The sequence below is a fragment of the Planktothrix sp. FACHB-1365 genome, assembly GCF_014697575.1.
In the GTDB taxonomy this organism is placed as follows: Bacteria; Cyanobacteriota; Cyanobacteriia; order Cyanobacteriales; family Microcoleaceae; genus Planktothrix.
The window spans coordinates 78144-97909 of record NZ_JACJSC010000017.1; the positions used below are offsets into that span (position 1 = coordinate 78144).

At 39.2% G+C, this 19766-nt stretch carries 18 protein-coding genes; 7 read left to right on the forward strand and 11 right to left on the reverse strand.

All coding sequences use genetic code 11. The features are described 5' to 3' along the window. Positions 1–74 precede the first annotated feature (74 nt). The gene (locus tag H6G57_RS17890; protein WP_190520931.1) at positions 75–731 is read left to right on the forward strand and encodes a hypothetical protein; all 657 of its coding nucleotides are present in this window, start codon (positions 75–77) and stop codon (positions 729–731) included. A 41-nt stretch (positions 732–772) separates the two neighbouring features. On the opposite strand, the gene H6G57_RS17895 is transcribed toward H6G57_RS17890, so the two are convergent. Then, positions 773–2608 (reverse strand): serine/threonine-protein kinase, encoded by a 1836-nt coding sequence (locus H6G57_RS17895; RefSeq protein ID WP_190520933.1) that lies wholly within the window; start codon positions 2606–2608, stop codon positions 773–775. 272 nt (positions 2609–2880) lie between these two features. On the opposite strand from H6G57_RS17895, the gene H6G57_RS17900 reads away from it, so the two are divergent. Continuing rightward, entirely contained in the window at positions 2881–3972 is a 1092-nt protein-coding gene (locus H6G57_RS17900; RefSeq protein ID WP_190520935.1) for an ATP-binding protein, read from the forward strand. Between the two features lie 22 nt (positions 3973–3994). On the opposite strand, the gene H6G57_RS17905 is transcribed toward H6G57_RS17900, so the two are convergent. The 5 genes from H6G57_RS17905 to H6G57_RS17925 are packed head-to-tail and all read right to left on the reverse strand — an operon-like array spanning position 3995 to position 10096. Continuing rightward, positions 3995–4945 (reverse strand): RluA family pseudouridine synthase, encoded by a 951-nt coding sequence (locus H6G57_RS17905; RefSeq protein WP_190520937.1) that lies wholly within the window; start codon positions 4943–4945, stop codon positions 3995–3997. Further along, positions 4938–6917, reverse strand: a complete 1980-nt coding sequence (locus H6G57_RS17910; protein ID WP_190520940.1) for a TolC family protein — start codon at positions 6915–6917, stop codon at positions 4938–4940. Before H6G57_RS17910 ends, H6G57_RS17905 begins: the two co-directional genes overlap by 8 nt. Before the next feature lie 41 nt (positions 6918–6958). Then, the gene (locus tag H6G57_RS17915; RefSeq protein WP_190520942.1) at positions 6959–8143 is read right to left on the reverse strand and encodes an ABC transporter permease; all 1185 of its coding nucleotides are present in this window, start codon (positions 8141–8143) and stop codon (positions 6959–6961) included. 28 nt (positions 8144–8171) lie between these two features. After that, positions 8172–9356 carry an ABC transporter permease gene (locus H6G57_RS17920; protein ID WP_190520944.1) on the reverse strand — a complete coding sequence of 395 codons (1185 nt, stop codon included), beginning with the start codon at positions 9354–9356 and terminating at the stop codon, positions 8172–8174. Positions 9357–9388: 32 nt separating this feature from the next. Then, positions 9389–10096, reverse strand: coding sequence for a uracil-DNA glycosylase family protein (locus H6G57_RS17925; RefSeq protein WP_190520946.1), 708 nt, complete (start codon positions 10094–10096; stop codon positions 9389–9391). Positions 10097–10120: 24 nt separating this feature from the next. On the opposite strand from H6G57_RS17925, the gene H6G57_RS17930 reads away from it, so the two are divergent. After that, on the forward strand, positions 10121–10906 hold the full coding sequence (locus tag H6G57_RS17930) for a phosphoribosyltransferase (protein ID WP_375539535.1): 786 nt from the start codon (positions 10121–10123) through the stop codon (positions 10904–10906). Between the two features lie 30 nt (positions 10907–10936). Further along, entirely contained in the window at positions 10937–11227 is a 291-nt protein-coding gene (locus tag H6G57_RS17935) for a hypothetical protein (RefSeq protein ID WP_190520947.1), read from the forward strand. Here the strand turns inward: H6G57_RS17935 and H6G57_RS17940 are convergent. Continuing rightward, positions 11216–11605, reverse strand: a complete 390-nt coding sequence (locus H6G57_RS17940; RefSeq protein ID WP_190521003.1) for a VOC family protein — start codon at positions 11603–11605, stop codon at positions 11216–11218. The two genes, H6G57_RS17935 and H6G57_RS17940, sit on opposite strands and share 12 nt — an antisense overlap. 67 nt (positions 11606–11672) lie before the next feature. On the opposite strand from H6G57_RS17940, the gene H6G57_RS17945 reads away from it, so the two are divergent. Beyond that, positions 11673–13037: an N-acetylmuramoyl-L-alanine amidase gene (locus tag H6G57_RS17945; protein ID WP_190520949.1), complete on the forward strand. Its 1365-nt coding sequence runs from the start codon at positions 11673–11675 to the stop codon at positions 13035–13037. A gap of 137 nt (positions 13038–13174) precedes the next feature. Here the strand turns inward: H6G57_RS17945 and H6G57_RS17950 are convergent, their stop codons facing one another. Beyond that, complete coding sequence (locus H6G57_RS17950) at positions 13175–13951, reverse strand: hypothetical protein (protein ID WP_190520950.1); 777 nt, start codon at positions 13949–13951, stop codon at positions 13175–13177. A gap of 244 nt (positions 13952–14195) precedes the next feature. Here H6G57_RS17950 and cobA point away from each other — a divergent pair, with 244 nt between their 5' ends. After that, complete coding sequence (gene cobA, locus H6G57_RS17955) at positions 14196–15806, forward strand: uroporphyrinogen-III C-methyltransferase (protein WP_190520951.1); 1611 nt, start codon at positions 14196–14198, stop codon at positions 15804–15806. Positions 15807–15892: 86 nt separating this feature from the next. Here the strand turns inward: cobA and H6G57_RS17960 are convergent, their stop codons facing one another. The 3 genes from H6G57_RS17960 to H6G57_RS17970 all read right to left on the reverse strand — a co-directional run bounded on the left by H6G57_RS17960 (position 15893) and on the right by H6G57_RS17970 (position 17954). Further along, positions 15893–16159: a hypothetical protein gene (locus H6G57_RS17960; RefSeq protein ID WP_190520952.1), complete on the reverse strand. Its 267-nt coding sequence runs from the start codon at positions 16157–16159 to the stop codon at positions 15893–15895. A 278-nt stretch (positions 16160–16437) separates the two neighbouring features. Continuing rightward, positions 16438–17340, reverse strand: a complete 903-nt coding sequence (locus tag H6G57_RS17965; protein ID WP_190520953.1) for a hypothetical protein — start codon at positions 17338–17340, stop codon at positions 16438–16440. 53 nt (positions 17341–17393) lie between these two features. Next, positions 17394–17954 carry a hypothetical protein gene (locus tag H6G57_RS17970; protein WP_190520954.1) on the reverse strand — a complete coding sequence of 187 codons (561 nt, stop codon included), beginning with the start codon at positions 17952–17954 and terminating at the stop codon, positions 17394–17396. Between the two features lie 242 nt (positions 17955–18196). Between H6G57_RS17970 and H6G57_RS17975 the strand changes: the two genes are divergently transcribed. Beyond that, positions 18197–19741 carry a DUF1822 family protein gene (locus H6G57_RS17975; RefSeq protein ID WP_190520955.1) on the forward strand — a complete coding sequence of 515 codons (1545 nt, stop codon included), beginning with the start codon at positions 18197–18199 and terminating at the stop codon, positions 19739–19741. Positions 19742–19766: the final 25 nt, after the last annotated feature.

Genomic DNA, 19766 nt, shown 5'->3' on the forward strand with positions numbered 1-19766 from the left:
CGGTTTCTGCGTGAGTCTCGACGTTAATCTCTGAATAGGGTTTAATAAAGTAACAGAGTGTTGAGAGAAAAATTATGTTCAACCGCAAACGCTTTTTGGGATTATTTCTAACGATTGTTTTGGTGATGATAGGGTTCAAAACCTTTGCGGAAACACCACCCCCTCCCCCAGACTATTTTCCTTTACCTGTGGGGGGAATCTGGGAATATCAAGCAAAAACGGCTGATGGGAAGCAATCTAAACTAACCGTTAAAGTTGAAGGGTTAGAAGCTCAAACCGATGGAACAACGCTTTATAAAACCGAAAATAATTTAGGGTTTGCACCGTTTTATATTTGGTATGCTAAACCCAGTGGATTAGTCAAAGAATATCGACAACTGTATACCTTTGGAGGAAATAACACAGAATATCGGTTAGAACCTGCAAAAACGATTCTTAAAAATCCTCCTTCTCCTGGGGAGACTTGGACTTGGGAAGGTCAAGAAATTGCGGTGATGACCACAGAGGTGAAAGAAAATTATGAAGTTGTTGGAACAGAAGATATTGAAGTTCCCGCCGGAAAATTTTCAACCTTTAAACTCGAAATTGAGGGAACAAAAGCCGGAACACCGTTTAAAAAAGTGGTGTGGTATGGTAATTTTATCGGCCCGATAAAATGGCAAATTTTTGATGATAAAGGGACATTAAAAACAACAACAGAATTAGAAAAATACACGTTTCCTCCTAATTAAATTAAGAGAAAACGGCATTTTCAAAACTTATTTAAAATTAGCTAGTTGCTAATGGGAGAAGTTAAAGGGGAAGTAGGAATATTCGATTCTATTCCATAGTTAGGCGTTGAAGTCATCGGGGTTGTTTCTTCAGAAGAAACGGGGTATTCGGGTTCTACGGGAACCGTGGGTTCAGGATAAGAATTAGGAACAGGTTCTTCTGGTAATAAACCTCCCCCGCCCCCCGGTGTCGTCTCCGTTGGTAGAGTCCCATTCCCATCATCATCATAATTGGATTCTGGGGGTGTAGAAGGTAAAATTGTTGAATCATTATCACCCGAATAGTTTGTGACAGGAGCCGAAGCCGAGGAGTCGGTAACATTCGGTTCTAATCCTACTTCAGAAGAATTGTTTTCTTCGGGCGGAGAAAGTAAATATTCTTCTAATTGAGATTCTGAGGTTGATGAGCTTTTCCCTTCTATTTCAGTAGCAATGCTAGTATCACTAGATTGCTCAACGGGTGAAGTTTCTTCGGTTTTTGCTTCTGCATCGGAAGGTTCTACTATTGAGTAATCTCCCTCTTCTAAAGGTTGTTCTGTGGAACGTTCCGCCGCGACTTCCTTGGGATTTTGAGTTTCAACAGAAGGATTTTCAAACATCGGTTCTGTGGAATCTAAATTATTAAAGGGATGATTCAATTGAATATTGGTTTTCTGACTAATAATGTAGCCATAACGACGGGTAAGATCAAATCCAACCCAACCAAAAAATAAGGATGTAATTAAGAATAAAATCGGCAGTAAAAAACCCAGGTAAGGTATCGTTTCTTCCGGTTCCCAAGTCGGAATCGCAACAGGAACAGGTTGAATTTGTGGGGGTGGGGAATTGAGGGGAATACTCGGTAATGTCGTAACGGAAGTTAAAGGTTTTTGCTGAACAGAAACGGGGATTTCAACAACTGCTTTTACCGCTACGGGTTTGGGAGGAACAAGTTCAACAACACTAGAATTTTGAGGTTGAATCACAGTATTAGGAGATTGAATCGTTGTCGCAATATCTTCAATGGGTAAAAAAGCAATCCATTGGTCAACACTTTGAGGACGTCGGGAGGGTTCAATTTCTAATCCCCAGTAAATTAATCGTTCTACAACCGGACTCAAGGTAGGTTGAATTTGTCTTAAAGTCGGTTTAGACGCACTGAGTAACTGTTGTGTGGCTTCATTCACACGCAATGGAGCTTCTAAGGGAGGTTCACCCGTTAACAAACAATAGAACGTCGCGGCCAAACTATAGATATCCGTTGCGGGGGTCAGGTGTTGATGGGGGAGATAGTGTTCTAGGGACGCATAACCAACGGATAAAACCCGGTTACGGATGGGAAACTTGACACTCGGTTCCATAAAGCCACTGGTTAACCCAAAATCAACTAACGTGAGGATGTCTGTCCCTTGATGGCGCAGGATATTCCTCGGTTGCAGGTTACAGTGAAGTAAACCGTGTTGATGTAGGGTTCTCATGGCCGAAGAAATCTGGCGGATATATTGCAGCGCCTGATGAACCGATAACGGAGAATGCGCGCGTAAGGTTTCTTCTAGGGTTTGGCCCTGAATATAATTCATTACCAAATACGGTAAACCCTTTTCTTCAAAGATGTCCAGCACACGGGCAATATTAGGATGGTGACACTGGCTTAAACGTTTGGCAACTGTTACAAATTGTTGTTTGATTTGGGGAAAATCAACGGAGGTGATGAATTTAGGATGCAGAGTTTTAATCACAACCGTTTGATGAGTGAGAGGGTGCGTCGCTTGGTAGGTCACACCAAACTCCCCTTGACCCAGAACAGCATCAATCCGATATTTGCCGTTCTGGAGAACGATTTCCTGCGTTAGATTCATTGTGTGATTGCTAACTCCCCACCATAATACTATCGCCCATACTATAACGATCACATCGTTTTAGCATAGTCTACCTTTGGTTCTGGGATTGTAGCGCATCTGTGGAAATTAGCCAACTCTATTATAGGGAACAGGGAACAGGGGGAAGGGGAGAGGGGGAGAGGGGGAGAGAGGGGGAGAAGATGTTAATATGGTTATTAAAAGTCATAAGTGTATAAAATTCAGAAAATTAAATCAATTGCCAAAATTCCTGTTATAAACTGGGGGAAAAAATGGGAGACATTAAAATTTTAATCGTGGAAGATGAGTTGCTAATTGCCAAGGGATTAGCCAAAAAATTAGAAAAATTAGAGTATGCTGTCGTTGGGATTGCGTCTTCGAGTGAATCAGCATTACAAAAAGTTGAAGAAACTCAACCAGATGTAATTTTAATGGATATTGTCATCAAGGGAGATTTAGATGGAATTGAAACGGCAAAACTCATTCAGGAAAAATTTGATATTCCTGTTATTTATGTAACCGCTTATGCCGATGATGAAACCTTAGAACGAGCCGAAGAAACAGAATCCTATGGATATATTCTAAAACCGTTTAAAGAGCGAGAAGTTCATGCAGCTATTAAAATCGCCTTAAAAAAACATCAATCTACATTAAAAATGCAGCAATCTTTAAAAGATGCCCAAGCTGTTACCGATGAAAAATCTCGGTTTTTATCCATTGCTTCCCACGATTTAAAAACTCCCTTAACCGCCATTCAAATGTCTGCTGGAATGTTAAAGGATTATAGTGATAAATGGACGGAAGACAAAAAGCAAAAACATTTAGATCGGATTCAAACGTCCGTCAGCAATATGAACAATCTTTTAGAAGAGTTGTTAATTTTAAGTCGGGCTGAATCTGGAAAACTAATCTTTAACCCAGAACCGACTCAAGTTGTGGCGTTTTGTCAATCTATTATCGAGGAAATAAAACCGCTTGCTCAGGCTGGACATCGAGTTTTATTCATGAGTTCTCAAGAAGTAATACACGGAAATTTAGATAAACCTTTACTGCGCCATATTTTAATAAATTTGTTATCGAATGCGATTAAATATTCCCCTAATGGGGGTACAATCAGCTTAAAAATTCATCAAGATGGTCAATTTATTTGGTTTGAAATCGCAGATGAAGGCATTGGTTTACCGATAGATTATCAAGCTAAACTCTTTCAACAATTTGAACGGGCTTCTAACGTGGGTAACATTAAGGGGACGGGGTTAGGATTATCCATTGTGAAACAAGCTGTTGATTTACACCAAGGTCAAATTAAAGTTGAAAGTGAAGTCGGAAAAGGAACAATATTTACCGTCACACTCCCCTTATAAATTATCATGATCTTTTCCGATTCTAACGACGGCGTAAGACCTCTAAAAGTGTTGTTAACCGATGAGGGATAGGGGCGATCGCTTCAATTTTTTCTCCCGAAATCGGATGATTTAAGGTTAATTTCCAAGCATGAAGAGCTTGTCCAGGTAAATTCACCTTGATTGCTTTTCCTCGACTATATTCAGGATCACCGACAATGGGATTTCCCATAAACGCACTATGCACCCGAATTTGATGGGTACGTCCCGTTTCTAAGGTAAATAACATTAACGTATAGTTCCCGATGCGCTCTTGAATTTGCCAATGGGTAATGGCTTCTCGCCCTCCTTTTTCGAGGGGAACAATTGCCATTTTTTTGCGATCAATTGGATGACGACCGATAGGTTGATTAATGGTTCCTGATTCGGTTTTAGGAACGCCATAAACCACCCCTAAATATTGACGACGGGCGGTTTTTTCTTTAATTTGAGCTTGTAAACTTTGCAAAGCAAAATCCGTTTTGGCCACCACCATCGCCCCGGTGGTATCCTTATCTAAACGATGTACAATTCCAGGACGTTGTACCCCGCCAATTCCTGCTAATTGATCACAATGAGCTAATAACGCATTAACTAAGGTATCATTCTGATGTCCCGGTGCGGGATGAACCACTAACCCCGCAGGTTTATTCACAATTAATAGACAATCATCTTCATATAAAATATCCAGGGGAATATCTACAGCTTCCAGTTCTAAAGGTTGGGGTGGGGGAAGAGTAATTTCTAAGCGATCGCCCGTTTGTACAGAGAGTTTTTTAGTGGTACAAACTTGTTCATTAACTTTCACCCATCCCTGACTAATTAAGGTTTGAATCCGAGAACGAGATAGGTCAGAAATTTGTTGAGATAACCACAAATCTAACCGTCGATTTTGTTGATCGGGAGGTAAATTTTCTGCATCTACCGTTAACTGAATTAAAGTGGAATCATTCATTATTTTGCAAAGGTTTATTTTCCAGAGTAATCTCTAATTTATCTAAGGTTATACCCAAACTTTGGTATAAATTGGTTAAGGCGTTTAGATAGTCTATTTTAGCATTTAATTCATCATTTTGAGCTTGAGTTAAATCCGATTGAAATCGAACTAAATCAACCAGGGAAGATCCTTCTACCCCTAACTCAACTTTATCTTTCTCGTTGCGAAGTTGTTCTTCAGCTAACTGGGTTGCACGTTTAGATAACTCAACTTTTTTCCAAGTAGCTTCAATATCTTGTAACCTCTGACTCACATCAATCTCAATTTTTTGAGATGCTTCCGTTAAGTTATTTTGGGCTTGCAAAACATCGATCCGACTGCGTTGAAAATCACGTTCTAAGGTTCGATCACCCAAGGTTTTACTAAAAACTAATCCGGCTCTTAAATCCGTTTGATTGTCAATAATATCCGGTGCAGGTTCATGTCTTACCTCCGTTTTAAAATCGATATTCCATCGACGGTTATTTTCAGCAACAACTAATTGGGTTTTAAATATTTCTAAATTTAATCTGGCTTGTAAATAATTGGGCTGGTTCTCAAAGCCTAACTGTTTAACTTCACTAGGCTCCAAGGTTTGGGGTTGAATTTCTAAATTTTCAGACGCTATAATATTAACATCCTCATCAATATCTAATAATTCTAATAAATTCAGTCGTTGCTGGTTTAAATTATTCTGGGCATTTAATAAAGAAATTTCTTGATTAGCAACGCGAGTTTGTACAGTAATTAAGTCGGCTCTCGGTCTGCGTCCAGCCTCAATAAAAACTTGGGTATTTTCGACTTGCTGTTGTGCAATAATTAAAGATTGTTGCTCAATTTTAAGTTGTTCTTGCGCTTGCAGTAAATTGCGATAAGCTAAAATGGTTTCGGTAATTTTATCAATTAAAATTGATTTTAAATTGAGTAAATTAATTGTTTCTTGAATTCGGGCAATTTCAACGGAAGCTCGATTAACCGTTTCACCTGCACCTCTTAATAAAGGTTGGTTAAAAACGACTGCTAAATTTTGTCTTAAAACATCTTGATCAGAAAACCCTGAACCTTGATAATTTCTCTGTTGTCTTTGTCCAGTCCACTCCAAATTAAGTGCTCCTCCTGTGGGAATTCTAACAAAGACTTTTGCTGATAATATTAAACCCCGAGTCATCGTTGTTAGATTTCCCTGAGTAATATTATCCCATCCAATCGCTAAACTGGGTGTAAAATCAGGATTAAATTTATCTTCAGCGACGGCTAAATCTTGACGTTCTACAATTCGTTCTAAATATTGATTTTTAATCGTGCGGTTATTTTCTAAGGCTAAAATAATCACATCCTGCAAGGTTAATTCAACTCCATCTTGTTCAGAAACAACCGGAAGGGGCGAAGTGGGTTGAAGATTAGAAGGCTGTTGGGTCAACATTTGATATTGAGGACGACTAGCCGTTAAATTTAAAGGGGTCATACTATTCTCAATACTTTCAATAGTCGTCTCAACTTCAGAAACATTATTGTCTTCAGTTAAAGCTTGAGGACTCGGATTTAAAATATTAATATTCTCATCTAATAAATTAGGAGGGATGGAGGAATATTCCTCAAGGCTAAGTTCTTCTAATAATGGAAGAGAAGGCTTAGATTTAACGTGAGGTGCAGGGATTAAATTTCCCATCATATCGGGTGGAAGCTCCTCCGAAATTGGTTTAGAAATTGGATTAAGAGGGGGTAGAGATTGGGAAGTGGAAATTGGGGGAGAAAACCATTCTAGCTTTGAGGAAAGAGCAGAAGATTCAGGATTTATAGGTTTAGAAGGAAGTGCCATTACTACAATTCCCCCTAAACCTGATATTAAAGTTAGAATCATCCCCAAAGGTAACAAATTTAAGGGTTCAGATTCTTCCCCAGGTTCAGGGTTGAGTGATGATTCTAACTCTAAATTTTTCGGTTCCTTCATAACCCTCAAACCCTCGTTTTGTTAACAATTTATATTCTGCCCTATTCTCCTCTTAAAGCTTTCACTGGGTCAAGTTGACTGGCGCGTAATGCGGGGAAAAATCCGGCTCCCACTCCCACTAATATAGCTGAACTTAGGGAAAATATAGCGGTTTTACGTTCAAATTCATAGGGTAACTTAAATTGTTCTGCGATAACAACCGTCGCCCCATGAACTGTGACAATGGCAATTATTCCCCCGATTAAACTTAAAATAGCGGCTTCTAAAATAAATTGCAACATAATATCTAATTGCGTCGCTCCGATCGCCCGTCGTAATCCAATTTCTGGAGTTCTTTCGATCACCGATGCAATAGTAATATTAGCAATACCAACCCCTCCAACCATTAAAGCGATCGCACCGACCACTAATAAAGCTTTAGAAACAGAATCTAAGGTTTTTTGCTGTTCTAAAATATCCTCAATTGTATTCCACGTTCTAAACTTATACCCTAGAAACCGTTGTTCTAATATTTTTTTAGCTTGTTCCTCTAAAGTCTCTAAATCTTCAATTTCATAGGGACGTAACCACATCATTCTAATATTTTTTCTGCCTGTAATTGCACTATAAATTGCCATCGGAATATACAAAGAGCCCGTTGGTTCTTGCTCCTGGCTTTGTTGAGTAGCAACAATCCCAATCACAGTATAAGGTCTAAAATTAAGATAAATACTTTTTCCTAAAGGATTGATTTTTTCAAAGAGTTTATCAGCCAAAAATTGATCAATAATAATGACAGGTTTATAGGTTTCAAAATCATTAGAAGTAAAATCACGTCCAGCCACTAACTTACGTCCTGATGTGTTTAAAAAATCGATTGTTGTAGCTATAGCAGAAGGATTAGCTTGCTGATTTTGAAAAATAACCTGTTGATCTCTCATCCCATTTATGCCACTAATAGAGCGTAAAGATTTTAACTGTTGTTTTAATATTTTTAGATCTTCTAAAGTCAGTTGTGCAGACTCTTTTGTAAGAGGATTCCAATCTGGAAATATACGAATTTGTGGCGCGTCTCGTTCAGCTAATTGTTGCTCAATAACCCCACGACTAATATTACCAACTTGCAAGGTTGCATTTACCGCAGCAACTCCCATAAATACCCCAATTCCTGATAAGAAAGAACGGACGGGATTTCCCATTAAGGAACGACAACTTAATCCGATTAAACTCAAAATAGAAAGACCCATAATTCTGTATTTTTATTTTAATTGTTCTTTACTCTCCTCTTAATGCTTTTACTGGGTCAAGTTGACTGGCGCGTAATGCGGGGAAAAATCCGGCTCCCACTCCCACTAATATAGCTGAACTTAGGGAAAATATAGCGGTTTGGCGTTCAAATTGATAGGGTAACTTAAATTGTTCTGCGATAACAACTGTTACAGCATGAACCGTGACAATGGCAATTATTCCTCCCATTAAACTTAAAATAGCGGCTTCTAAAATAAATTGCAACATAATATCTAATTGGGTTGCGCCTACCGCACGCCTAAGTCCGATTTCTGGCGTTCGTTCAATGACTGAAGCAATGGTAATATTAGCAATACCAACCCCTCCAACCATTAAAGCGATCGCACCGACCACTAATAAGGCTTTAGAAACAGAATCTAAGGTTTTTTTCTGTTCTAAAATTCTCTCAGCCGTATTCCAAGCTCCAAATTTATACCCGATAAAGCGTTGTTCTAATATTTTTTTAGCTTGTTTTTCTAAAGTCTCTAAATTTTCAATTTCGTAGGGACGTAATTGCAAAGTGTTGATTTCTTTTTGTCCTGTAATAGCACTATAAATTGCCATTGGGAGATAAATAACACCTCTTGGCTCTTCCTCCCATATCGGTTTAGATACAACAATTCCAACGACAACATAAGGTCTAAAATTAATATAAATAGTTTGTCCTAACGGTTGATTGTTTTTAAAGATTTTATCAGATAAAAATTGATCAATAATAACAACATTTTGATAGTTGTTAAAGTCACGGCTAGTGAAAGAACGACCAGCCACTAATTTGCGCCCTAATGTGTTTAAAAAATCAAGGGTTGTGGCTATAGCAATCGGAGTAGCTTGCTGATTTTGAAAAAAAAGCTCTACAGAGTATCTGTAATTCATGCCACTAATTGATTTTAACCCTTTTAACTGTTTTCGTAAAATTATCAGGTCTTCTAAACTGAGTTGTGCAGAATCTTTAGTAATGGGGTTCCAATCTCCATAGATGGCAATTTGTGGCGCATCTTGTTCAGCTAGTTGTTGTTCAATCACCCCACGGCTAATATTACCCACTTGCAAAGTTGCATTCACCGCAGCCACCCCCATAAATACCCCAATTCCTGATAAGAAAGAACGGAGGGGATTGCCTAATAAAGAACGACAACTTAATTGAACTAAACTCAGAATAGAAAGACCCATAATCTTTTTACAAAATTAGTTCCATCATAGGTTTAATTCGACATTAACTCATTCAATTTATCACGAACTGCTTGAATATCTTGCCACATTAACCATTTCGGTGATCCGGTTTCACGGGAAGGATTTCTTAATAAATAAGCGGGGTGAAAAATCGGCATACATAATCGCCCCTCCCATTCCATCCATTGCCCCCTAATTTTAGTAATTCCCCGTTTATCGCCTAAAATAGATTTTACCGCCGTTGCTCCCGTTAATAAAATAATTTTAGGATTCACTAAACGAATTTGTTCTAATAAATAAGGTTTGCAAGCTTCCATTTCTTGAGGCGTTGGGGTACGATTATTGGGAGGACGACAACGAATTGCATTAGAAATATAAACCTCTTGATCGGTACTTAAACCAACGGATTCTAAAATTTTTTCTAACAGTTGTCCTGAACGTCCGACAAAGGGTAAACCCTGTTCATCTTCATTTTGACCGGGTGCTTCCCCCACAATCATAATCGGTGCTTGCAGATGACCTCGACCGATGACCGCATGGGTGCGATTTTGTCCTAATTCACACCGATAACAATGATTACAATGGTTAGAAATTTCTTCTAAAGTTTGATAAGTTCCTACAGGAATTTCAATTTTAGCATCAGTCGGAATTAAATCTCGATTAAAATTCGATGACACAGACGGAGGGGAAGGTTCAGAATTGTTGAAATCGAATAAACTCAATTGTTCGTGATCAGACATAGTAAGGGTGTTGACGGTTGACGGTTGACGGTTAATTTTTCACCGACAACCAACACCATTTTAATGGCAGGCGGAATTTCTGATGTTGCAACTCTTGACTGTAACCGTCATTATAGAGGTGATGCGATTGCCGAGGGCAAGCAGTTGATGTTATCCATACCCCTATTTCGAGATCGAACTCATGCTGGTGAGGAACTCGCAAAAGAGATTGTGTTACAGATGAGTTTTGACAGCCCCCAGGAGGAGCAGAAAATTGTTGTTTATGCCTTACCTCGTGGGGGTGTACCCGTTGCGGTTCCCGTTGCTCAACGTTTACAATCTCCGTTGAGTGTGATTGTTGCTAAAAAAATTACCCTCCCCGATAACCCAGAATTGGCTTTGGGTGCAGTTACATCCGATGGTCAAGTTCTGTGGTCAAAACGAAAACCCCTGAATTTGAGTCTGCAACAGGGGATGTTACAGGAGGCTCAAACGAAAGCACAACAAGCCTGGGAACAGTTATCTCCCAGTTGTCCCCCGGTGACACCTCAAGGAGCTTTGGCGCTGGTGGTCGATGATGGTATCGCCACTGGAATGACAATGGCCGTCACGGTGAAAGCCTTAAAAGCTTATCAACCCCTGGCAATTTGGATTTGTGTTCCCGTCGCGCCTTTGGAATTAATGCCTTATATGCAGGAATGGTGCGATCGCGTGATTGTGTTAGAAACTCCCCATCCGTTTTTCAATGTCAGTCGGTTTTATGAAGAGTTTGAGCAAGTCGAAACCCAAACCGCCTTATCGCTACTAAAACACCAAATCTGGCTACAATGAATAACAATTTACAGTTCTCGATTAACCATCATGAGAAGTTGGCGTTTTTGGTGGCAAACTTTTGTCTTTTCAACCCAATATAATCCCCCTCAGTTTGTTGAGGTGTTGATGTTACTCTTAGGCATCTTTTTACTGTTCCTTTGGAGTTTGACCGCACAGTGGCCTTATTTGGTTTTGTCTCTGAGTTATGTTGCGGGATCATCCACATCAATGTTAATTCGAGAAGCTTTGACTCCTTCCCCTCATCTGCAACTGACCCAAGGTTTAGCTATCGTATTATTAATTCTGAGTGCTTACACCTTAATTGATTTAGTCGGATGAAATACTGCCTGGAATTTCATATAAAATTAAACGATTTCCCATCGGATCATAAGCATAAATTTCCCGACCATGAGAAGCGGTTATAATGTCTCCAGGCGGTGGATATCCAAGACGTTTTAAATGAGCGATCGCAGCTTCTAAATCCTGCACTTCCAAGCATAAACTCATTCCGGTTTTCCCCCCCGAAGAAAATTCAGAAATATGGGTCGGTTTAGGTTGAAAAATTCCCAATCTTAAACTCGGTAACTGAAATTCTGCATAACGATGGGGAATATGAGAAACGGGCTCTATTCCCAACAAGTGAGCATAAAAGTTGACCAAAATTTCCATTTTAGGGTCAGCAAGGGTGACAAAAGCCTCTTGGCAGTGTAAAACCATAAAGGGAAGTAAAAATTTAATCACGCAATTGCCCTCAATATTAAACTTAAAGTCGAGAGCTTAAACAATGGGACGAATTTTTTTATCCGCAGGTCATGGAGGATTTGAAAATGGTGTAAGAGATCCGGGTACAATTGCAGGCGGGACAACGGAAGCCCAAGAAATGATTCGCATTCGGGATTTAGTCGTTAGCGAATTGCGATCAAAGGGGTTTCAAGTGATTGTGGTTCCTGATGATCTCAGCCAAACTCAAACCATTGATTGGATTAATGCTCATTCTCAATTTGGAGATGTAGCTTTAGAACTGCAAATGGGTGGATCATCTAACCCTTCAATTCGGGGAGTAACCGCTTTTTATATTGCGGGAAATTCCCAACGAAAAAAACAAGCGGAATCCCTTTTATTATCCCTTTTGCAACAAGTTCCTCAACTTCCCAATCGAGGCGCAAAACCCGACACTGAAACGGGATTAGGAAGCTTAATTTTTATTCGTTGGATTGCGATTCCTTCCCTCTACTTAGAATTAGGATTTCTAACCAATCCCACTGATCGGGCTTTAATTCAAACCCGACGACGAGATATTGCCATTGGAATTACCAATGGATTAATCAGTTGGTTAAATCAGGACTCTACAAATCCGATTCCAACCGTTCCTCCCGGTACACCTGTTTATGGTTCTATTGGGATTAATATTAATGGTCGTCGCTATGGAGAAAATGGAATTTTAGTGAATGGAAATGCCTTTATTCCCATTGATTTAGTCGATAAATTAGGATTAAATCTCTCTCAAATTTCTAATAGAGTCAGAAGAATTCGATACAATAATATTGTTTATATTCGCGCGATAGATTTAAGAAATTGTGGCATTTCTGTGAGTTGGGATAATCCCAATCGCAGTGTTGTTTTGCGTTCTAATATTCGCCCTTATAATAGTCAAATGGATCAGATTATGGGTAATGGGTTAACCACCGAAGTGCAACTGATTATGTTTATCAAAACCCAGGATTCTAATTTGATCAATAGTGTTCCTCAAATTGCTAAATTTTATCGAGAAGAAGCCAGTATTGAAGGCGTTAATCATGATATTGCCTTTTGTCAAATGTGTTTAGAAACCAACTTCTTACAATTTGGGGGAATTCTCAAACCTGAACAATATAATTTTGGCGGTTTAGGAAGTTTAGGAGGTGCCTCAGAGAGTGCGTCTTTCCCCACAGCCGAAATCGGAATCCGAGCCCATATTCAACATTTAAAAGCCTACGCCAGTCATGAACCTTTAGTTCAAGATATTGTCGATCCTCGCTTTGAATTTGTCACCAGAGGAATCGCCCCCTATCTACAACAATTAAGCGGTCGCTGGTCAGACGATCCCACCTACGGTGATCAAATTTTAGCGTTAGTCAGAAGACTCTATGAACTATCAGGATTATTATAATTATCCATAAACTGATAACTGACAACTGGTACAGACGTGCCAAAAGCCTTACGGCATGGCTCCGCCAAGGCACGTCTCTACTGATAACTGATAACTGGTAGAGACGCGCCATGGCGCGTCTCTACACTGATTACTGATTACGCCTCTTTGACAAATCGAATAATTTCTCGAACATGATTAAGAAATTGCCCATCAGCACTTAATTGAGCGATCGCATTTTTGGCTTCTCTTTCTAAACGCTGATGTTCCGATTGATTCGTCGCTTTTAACGTTTCTAAATTAGCTGTTAAATTCGTTAATCCTTCACGAGTTGCTTGCCATTTTTGTTCTTGCTGAGTCGCCCAAGAATCAGGATATTTTAGATTCAATTGTCTTTCTAACTCTTTTAACGTTGTTTCCAAAATTTCAAAGCGATTTCGCAGTTCTACAACATCTTCACGGGGATAGGAAAATTGACGACGAACCATTGCTAATCGGGTGGCTAAATATTGATAAGCACGCACCGAAGGCCGTAAAATCGTTAACAGTAAAGCTGCACCTGCACCCCAATAACCTACCACACTAATTCCTAACCAAGCTAACCCATAAAGTCCGATAGTGGATAACAAATGTAAACCCAAAGCAACCCAAAGAGAACGTTGAGCTAACTGAGTGACATATTGAACTTGTTGTTCTTCAACAAAAATTCCCTTTTTTTTCGATTCTTCGGCTTCTGCTAAGACTTCTTTCGCCTCAAAATGAACATTCCAAGGAACCGTTACAATCAACAATAACCACCAAAAAACCGCACAACCGATGACCCAATCTAAAAAGCTTCCCGCCGGAATATGTAACCATTGTAAAACACTAAAAGTCAGTAACAAGATCACAGTTAATCCTAAACCGAAATCACCATAATTAAACTGTATTCTCATAAAAATTCAACCCTCCTCAATAATTAGTAGGGTGCGTAAGCAACGCGCACGCACCAAAAACCCTAAATATTCGGTCAAGTCATAGACTATTGACCCTCACAACGTCAATTCACCCTGCTTCTGTTCCCCGATTATGAAGAAAAATAGTAATATTCTGATATCCACTGTGACACTTCTTAAAGCTTCATACCCTTGAGTTAGGATAAAATTAGGTTTAAACCTTCACTTCTCTAAAATTCTACCAATGATTGGGCAAAAAGGAAAAGTTTATTTAATGGGAGCAGGGTTAGGAGAAATTGCTTATCTAACCTTACAAGCTCAAGCATTACTCTCCCAAGCAGAAGTCATAATTTATGATGCTTTAGTTGATGATTCTATTTTAACATTAATTCCGGCAAATTGTTTAAAAATTAATGTAGGAAAACGAGGCGGACAGCCTAGCACGTCCCAAGCAGAAATTAATCAATTATTAGTCGAATATTGTCGGGGAGGAAAACAAGTCATTCGTTTAAAAGGAGGCGATCCGTTTATTTTTGGGCGTACCACGTCCGAAATTCAAGCCTTAATTGAATCTCAATGTAACTTTGAAGTCATCCCCGGACTTTCATCCGCTTTAGCCGCACCCACTCTCGCCTATATTCCCCTAACAGACCCGGTAATGAGTCGTTGCTTCGCAGTCATGACCGCCCATGATTTAGAAGCCTTAGATTGGCAAATTGTTTCGCAAATTGAAACCTTAGTGATTTTAATGGGAGGACGAAATTTAGCTGAAATTGTCCATCAACTATTACGCCATGAACGTCTTCCCCAAACCCCCATTGCGATTATTAAATCTGGGGGTTGTCCTCAACAAAAAGTTTGGATCGGTACATTAAATGATATTGTAGAAACAACAGCCCATGAGTCTTTATCTCCCTGTGTGATTGTAGTAGGTGAAGTCGTGCGCTTGCGAGATTTCCTTAACCCTACCCAACACTCTTGGCAATTCAATCAACCCCTAGAAAATTCTATTTTAAATCAGTCTATTATGAATCAACCTTTATTCGGAAAAACAATATTAGTCACTCGTTCTGCTGAACAATCCAGTCAATTTAGTGAACTCTTAAAAGAACAAGGCGCAACGGTGATAGAAATGCCAGCTTTAGTGATTACTCCTCCCTCCAGTTGGGATAGTTTAGATCAAGCCATTGAACAGTTAGAAAAAGGGTCTGAAAGTCACTTTGATTGGTTAATTTTAACCTCTTCTAATGGCGTTGAATACTTTTTTAATCGGTTAATAACCCTGGGAAAAGATATCCGTAGTTTAGGTCAAACTAAAATAGCTGTTGTTGGTAAAAAAACCGCCGCCAGTTTACAAGAACGTTGTTTAAAACCAGATTTTATTCCCCCAGATTTTGTTGCAGATTCCCTGGTTGAACATTTCCCCGAATCTTTAGACGGTAAAACAATTTTATTCCCCAGAGTAGAAACGGGAGGACGAGAGGTTTTAGTTCAGGAATTAACCGCAAAAGGCGCAACAGTTGTGGAAGTCGCTGCTTATGAATCGGGGTGTCCTGATAGTATTTCTCCTGACGTTTTAGAAGCGTTACAAAGTCAAAAAATTGATGTGATTACTTTTGCTAGTTCTAAAACTGTTAAAAATTATTATCAGTTAATTCAATCCCTCCCTGAACACACTTTACCGCCGAATTATTTAGACTCAATTTGTATTGCTTCTATTGGCCCCCAAACCTCTAAAAGTTGTATCAATTTATTAGGACGGGTAGACATTGAACCTCAAGAATATACCTTAGAAGGATTAACCCAAGTCATTATTAATTATTCAGTCTGTACAGCAGATGTTTCTGCCTGCTAGTTCCTTGTAAAATCACGCTTTACAGAACATAGAGACCTTGCATACATACAAGGTCTCTATGCAATCTCAAGGACTAGAATAATCCTCTATCGGCGACTGCGGTTATAAGCCCAGATTCCCACACCAACAACAACAGGTAAAGCTAACCAAACTAAAGGCCCGGTGGCTAAGGCGGTGGTAGTCAGCGAGGTCGTCAAACTTCCGATGGTTGTTGTAGTCGTCATCGCCGAGACTCCAATTCCGCTAGAAGCCGCTAAACTTCCGGCTGCACTTGTTGTCAAACCCACTTGGGTACTAGCTAAGGCAGAACTGCCTAACAAAGCAGCCGAAACGATACTCGATGAATCTTTCATAACTATTCTCCAAATGCAATAGTTTGAGCGTATTTTTGGGAGATTTGGGAGGTCAAGATGCCTCCCAGATGAATTGCAAAAGCCTGATATAATCAGCGATCAGACTTATTAGGTGAAATCTATTTGGGATATCCCAAAAGGTAATTTAAAAGAATAGGACTTAGCTCAAGAAACCGGGTTTCTAAAAGCAATCTTTGGTTTCTCAAGTCAATACCTAAAAAGAAACCCGGTTTCTATCCTCGTCGTGGGTAAGTCTCTAAATCTTGGCTGCAAAATCCCTAACCTAAAGCCCATTCACGATGATCGTTTTGAATCATTAAATGAGCTTCTACAGGCAATTGTCCACCTGCTTCATATTGAGGAATGGGGGTAAAGGTGTCTTGCTTCCATGCTTCGACAATTGGGGTAATCAGTTGCCATGTTGCTACTCCGAAATCAGGAGAAGAAGCTAAGGAAAGATCTCCTCGCATCGCATCTAACAACAAGCGAGTATGACCATCGATACTAGGCTCTAAATCAATGTCTTTTGAGAGAGATTCAAGCTCAAATCCCGCATCAGGAGTCTTGAGAATAAAGGGGATTTCCACCTTGTTCTTGACAACATCAAAGACAATCTTGGTTGACCCCAATGGACTCAAAGGGTAGTATTCAATCACTACCTTGGTTTGTTTTTGTTGACTCGCCCGTTTACCTGATAGCAAGTAGATAGGAACCCCAAACAATTTTTCAGCATTTGATAACACCTTGACAGCGAAAAACGTCTCTGTCCGGTATTGATATCCTGCTTCTTCCAAGAAACCAGGAACACCTTGAACTCCGATAAATCCTCGGCTATATTGCGCCCGAATTGCTGAAACAATTTCGCATTGCAATAGGGCTTCAACTTGACGTTCTGTAATCGTTTCTTTGGTCAAGTTATTAGGAGAAGGAGCATCAAGTAAAACAAGACTTAGCCACTGCGCGATGTGCGGCATCATATCCTGAAACGAGCCAGTGTTCAGGAAGTATTCGCGCCCCTCAAAACCTACTGTTTCCGCATAGATGATTTGGATACTGGAAACCCAGTCTCGGTTAAGAGTAGCCCGTAAAAATGGGTTGAGGTGCAAGGTGAATAATTGTCGAGTTATCCCCTTAGCAAGAGCATGGTCGCCAGGATAAATCTGTTTGGATTTCAATTTCATAGAACCTCCAGAAAAGGGCAGGTATTTCCCACCCTAATAACTGTTAAAAAAAGCTAGGCAACAGCAGCAAAAACAAGTTCACTTTCAAGGAGTGTTTTGAGTTCAACAGACCCTTGATAATTTGCACCAAAAGGCTTATCCAGAAAGACAACATTTTTTTCAAAATCGTCAAGCATCCCATTTTCAGCTAAATTGAGAATAACTGTTTTTAGTAGCTGGGGAGGGAGTGACAAAATAAACAGGCGTCGTCCTTCGGTTTGCCGTTCCCCATCGAGTTTTTGCAGAAACTCTTTGAGGTCTGGATAACTGTTAGAATCGGTAACGTTTCCTGGTCGGAAGAAAATAGATTCTTCTAAACCTAAAGTGACCCATTCTTCATCAGATTTAATCCCAGTTCCTTTGCGGATATGGGCTTTAACGTCGGTTTCTGTCCACTTCTTCCCCTTCCATTCATCGGGTGCTACACCGACAATGGCGGTTTGGGGGTGAACCAGCTTTTGTTGCCAAGCTTTGGCTAAACCAGGTGCGTACATGGTTTCTGCGGCATCCCCTGTGATACCCATGAGTACCAGTAGCCAAGGTTCTTTGACTCTGATAGAATCATCAGTAGTCATAGCTTTGACCTCCAACATATTTATTGAGTTGTTTAGGTTCGGGTAAGGGAATATTTTTCCTTTACACCATCAAGCTTAAATTTGGAGTATTGGAGGAAAATGACGACTCTAAATAATTTTCAAATGGTTGTTATCACTGTTTTTTATTAAAACTCATTCAGGAATCTGGAACATCCCAAATATCGCAAATATCCCAAATATCCTAAAAGCAAAAATTAGTCTTAATCTTAAGGAAGGAAACTATGCCAAAAGCAGTATCCAGACGATTTACAGATACGGATAGAGATAAAGTTGAAAAATTTATGATAGCTTTATTAGAGTATAAAAAAAATGAAACTAAAATCGAAGCTGAATGGACAATAGGGAATCCAGAACCTCATCACTTAGTTGTTAAAAAAACTACTAAAGAAGACCTCGTTAGGGTAATTTATAATCCCAACTGTGCTGGTAAGGAGTTAGAGACATATAAAGGCTTTATTCAGACAGCTATGGCTTATTTAGAAGAAGACCTAAAAATCTTAGTTCGCCAAAGTACCAAAATAGGCGCAGATGCTAAAAATCTAAAGTTTTACTTGCGATTACCTTCCAAAAATAAAGAGGAAATATTCCGTATTTTTGAAGAAAAATGGACAGCAAGACGGCAAGAAATTGAAGCTATGACTAGCAAACCTTGTGAAAATAAGAGTAAAATTGAAGTTGAACAGGTGTCTGTAGGAGTTGAAGGAGAAACGATAAAATGGGCACTCAAGTTTAAAGGCGATATTGACGCTATGAGAAGATCGCAAAAACAAATGAATCAGTATGTTAAAGCTCTCACAGAAGATCCAACGAATAAAATTGTTTTTATTGGGCAAGGATGCGTAATTGTAGAGTTTGAAAGTTCTTTAGAAGGATTTAAACGTCTTGAATCTAAAATCAAGTCAGGTGAAATCACAGAAATCTTAGGATTTCCGATTTTAGACATTCAACAAATCGATGAATTAGAGTCTTCAGAAGCCAGGGATATTGGGTTTAAATTAACCCAATGGTTTGATAATATCAAAGTTGATGACTGGCTTTACGATATAAGAGTACAAGCTGCTAAATTAGCTCTAAAATCATATCAAAATTTAACTGAGAATATCAGAGCCACAGCACCAATAACTCTAAGGGCGACTCCTATGATAATTGATCGGATTGCCATGAATTCAGCCTTTTTTGAAAGAAACAATCCTTCTCAGGATAACCCATTACAAGATTATGCTAGTAATACTTCTCAAAATGGTGAATTAAGTTTAACAGTTGATGAATTGAATAGTGATAATAAATACTCAATTCTTATGAGTGCTTATGAATTAGGGAAATTTTTAGAAAATTTTAGTAATATCCCTCAAGATTTTATTAATTTGTTAGCGACTCGCATTACTACCATAGAAGATAGTGAAACGCGCTGGCAATTAGCTTTAACATTAGGTAAACTCGATCCAGAGCATCCATTAGGGGCTGTAGGGCAAACAAAAACTATAGAGTTTCCTACTGATGATTGGTTTGATTTATTCTTAGCATTGCGGGTAGGTGAAGATGATTTAATTGATGTTTTAATCGAAGTTACTTCAGCTACAGACGAATATTTACCTGTTGGTTTACAAGTCTCTTTATTAGATGAAACTGAGGAAATATTTTCAAAAGCAATAGCTAATGAAGAGGAAAGATATCTCAGTTTAGAATTTACAGGGGCGATCGGTCAATTCTTTAGCGTTAAAATTTCTTTATGGGGTAACGATTTAATTGAGAATTTTGTAATTTAGAATAGAGAATATGGTTTGTAGTGAG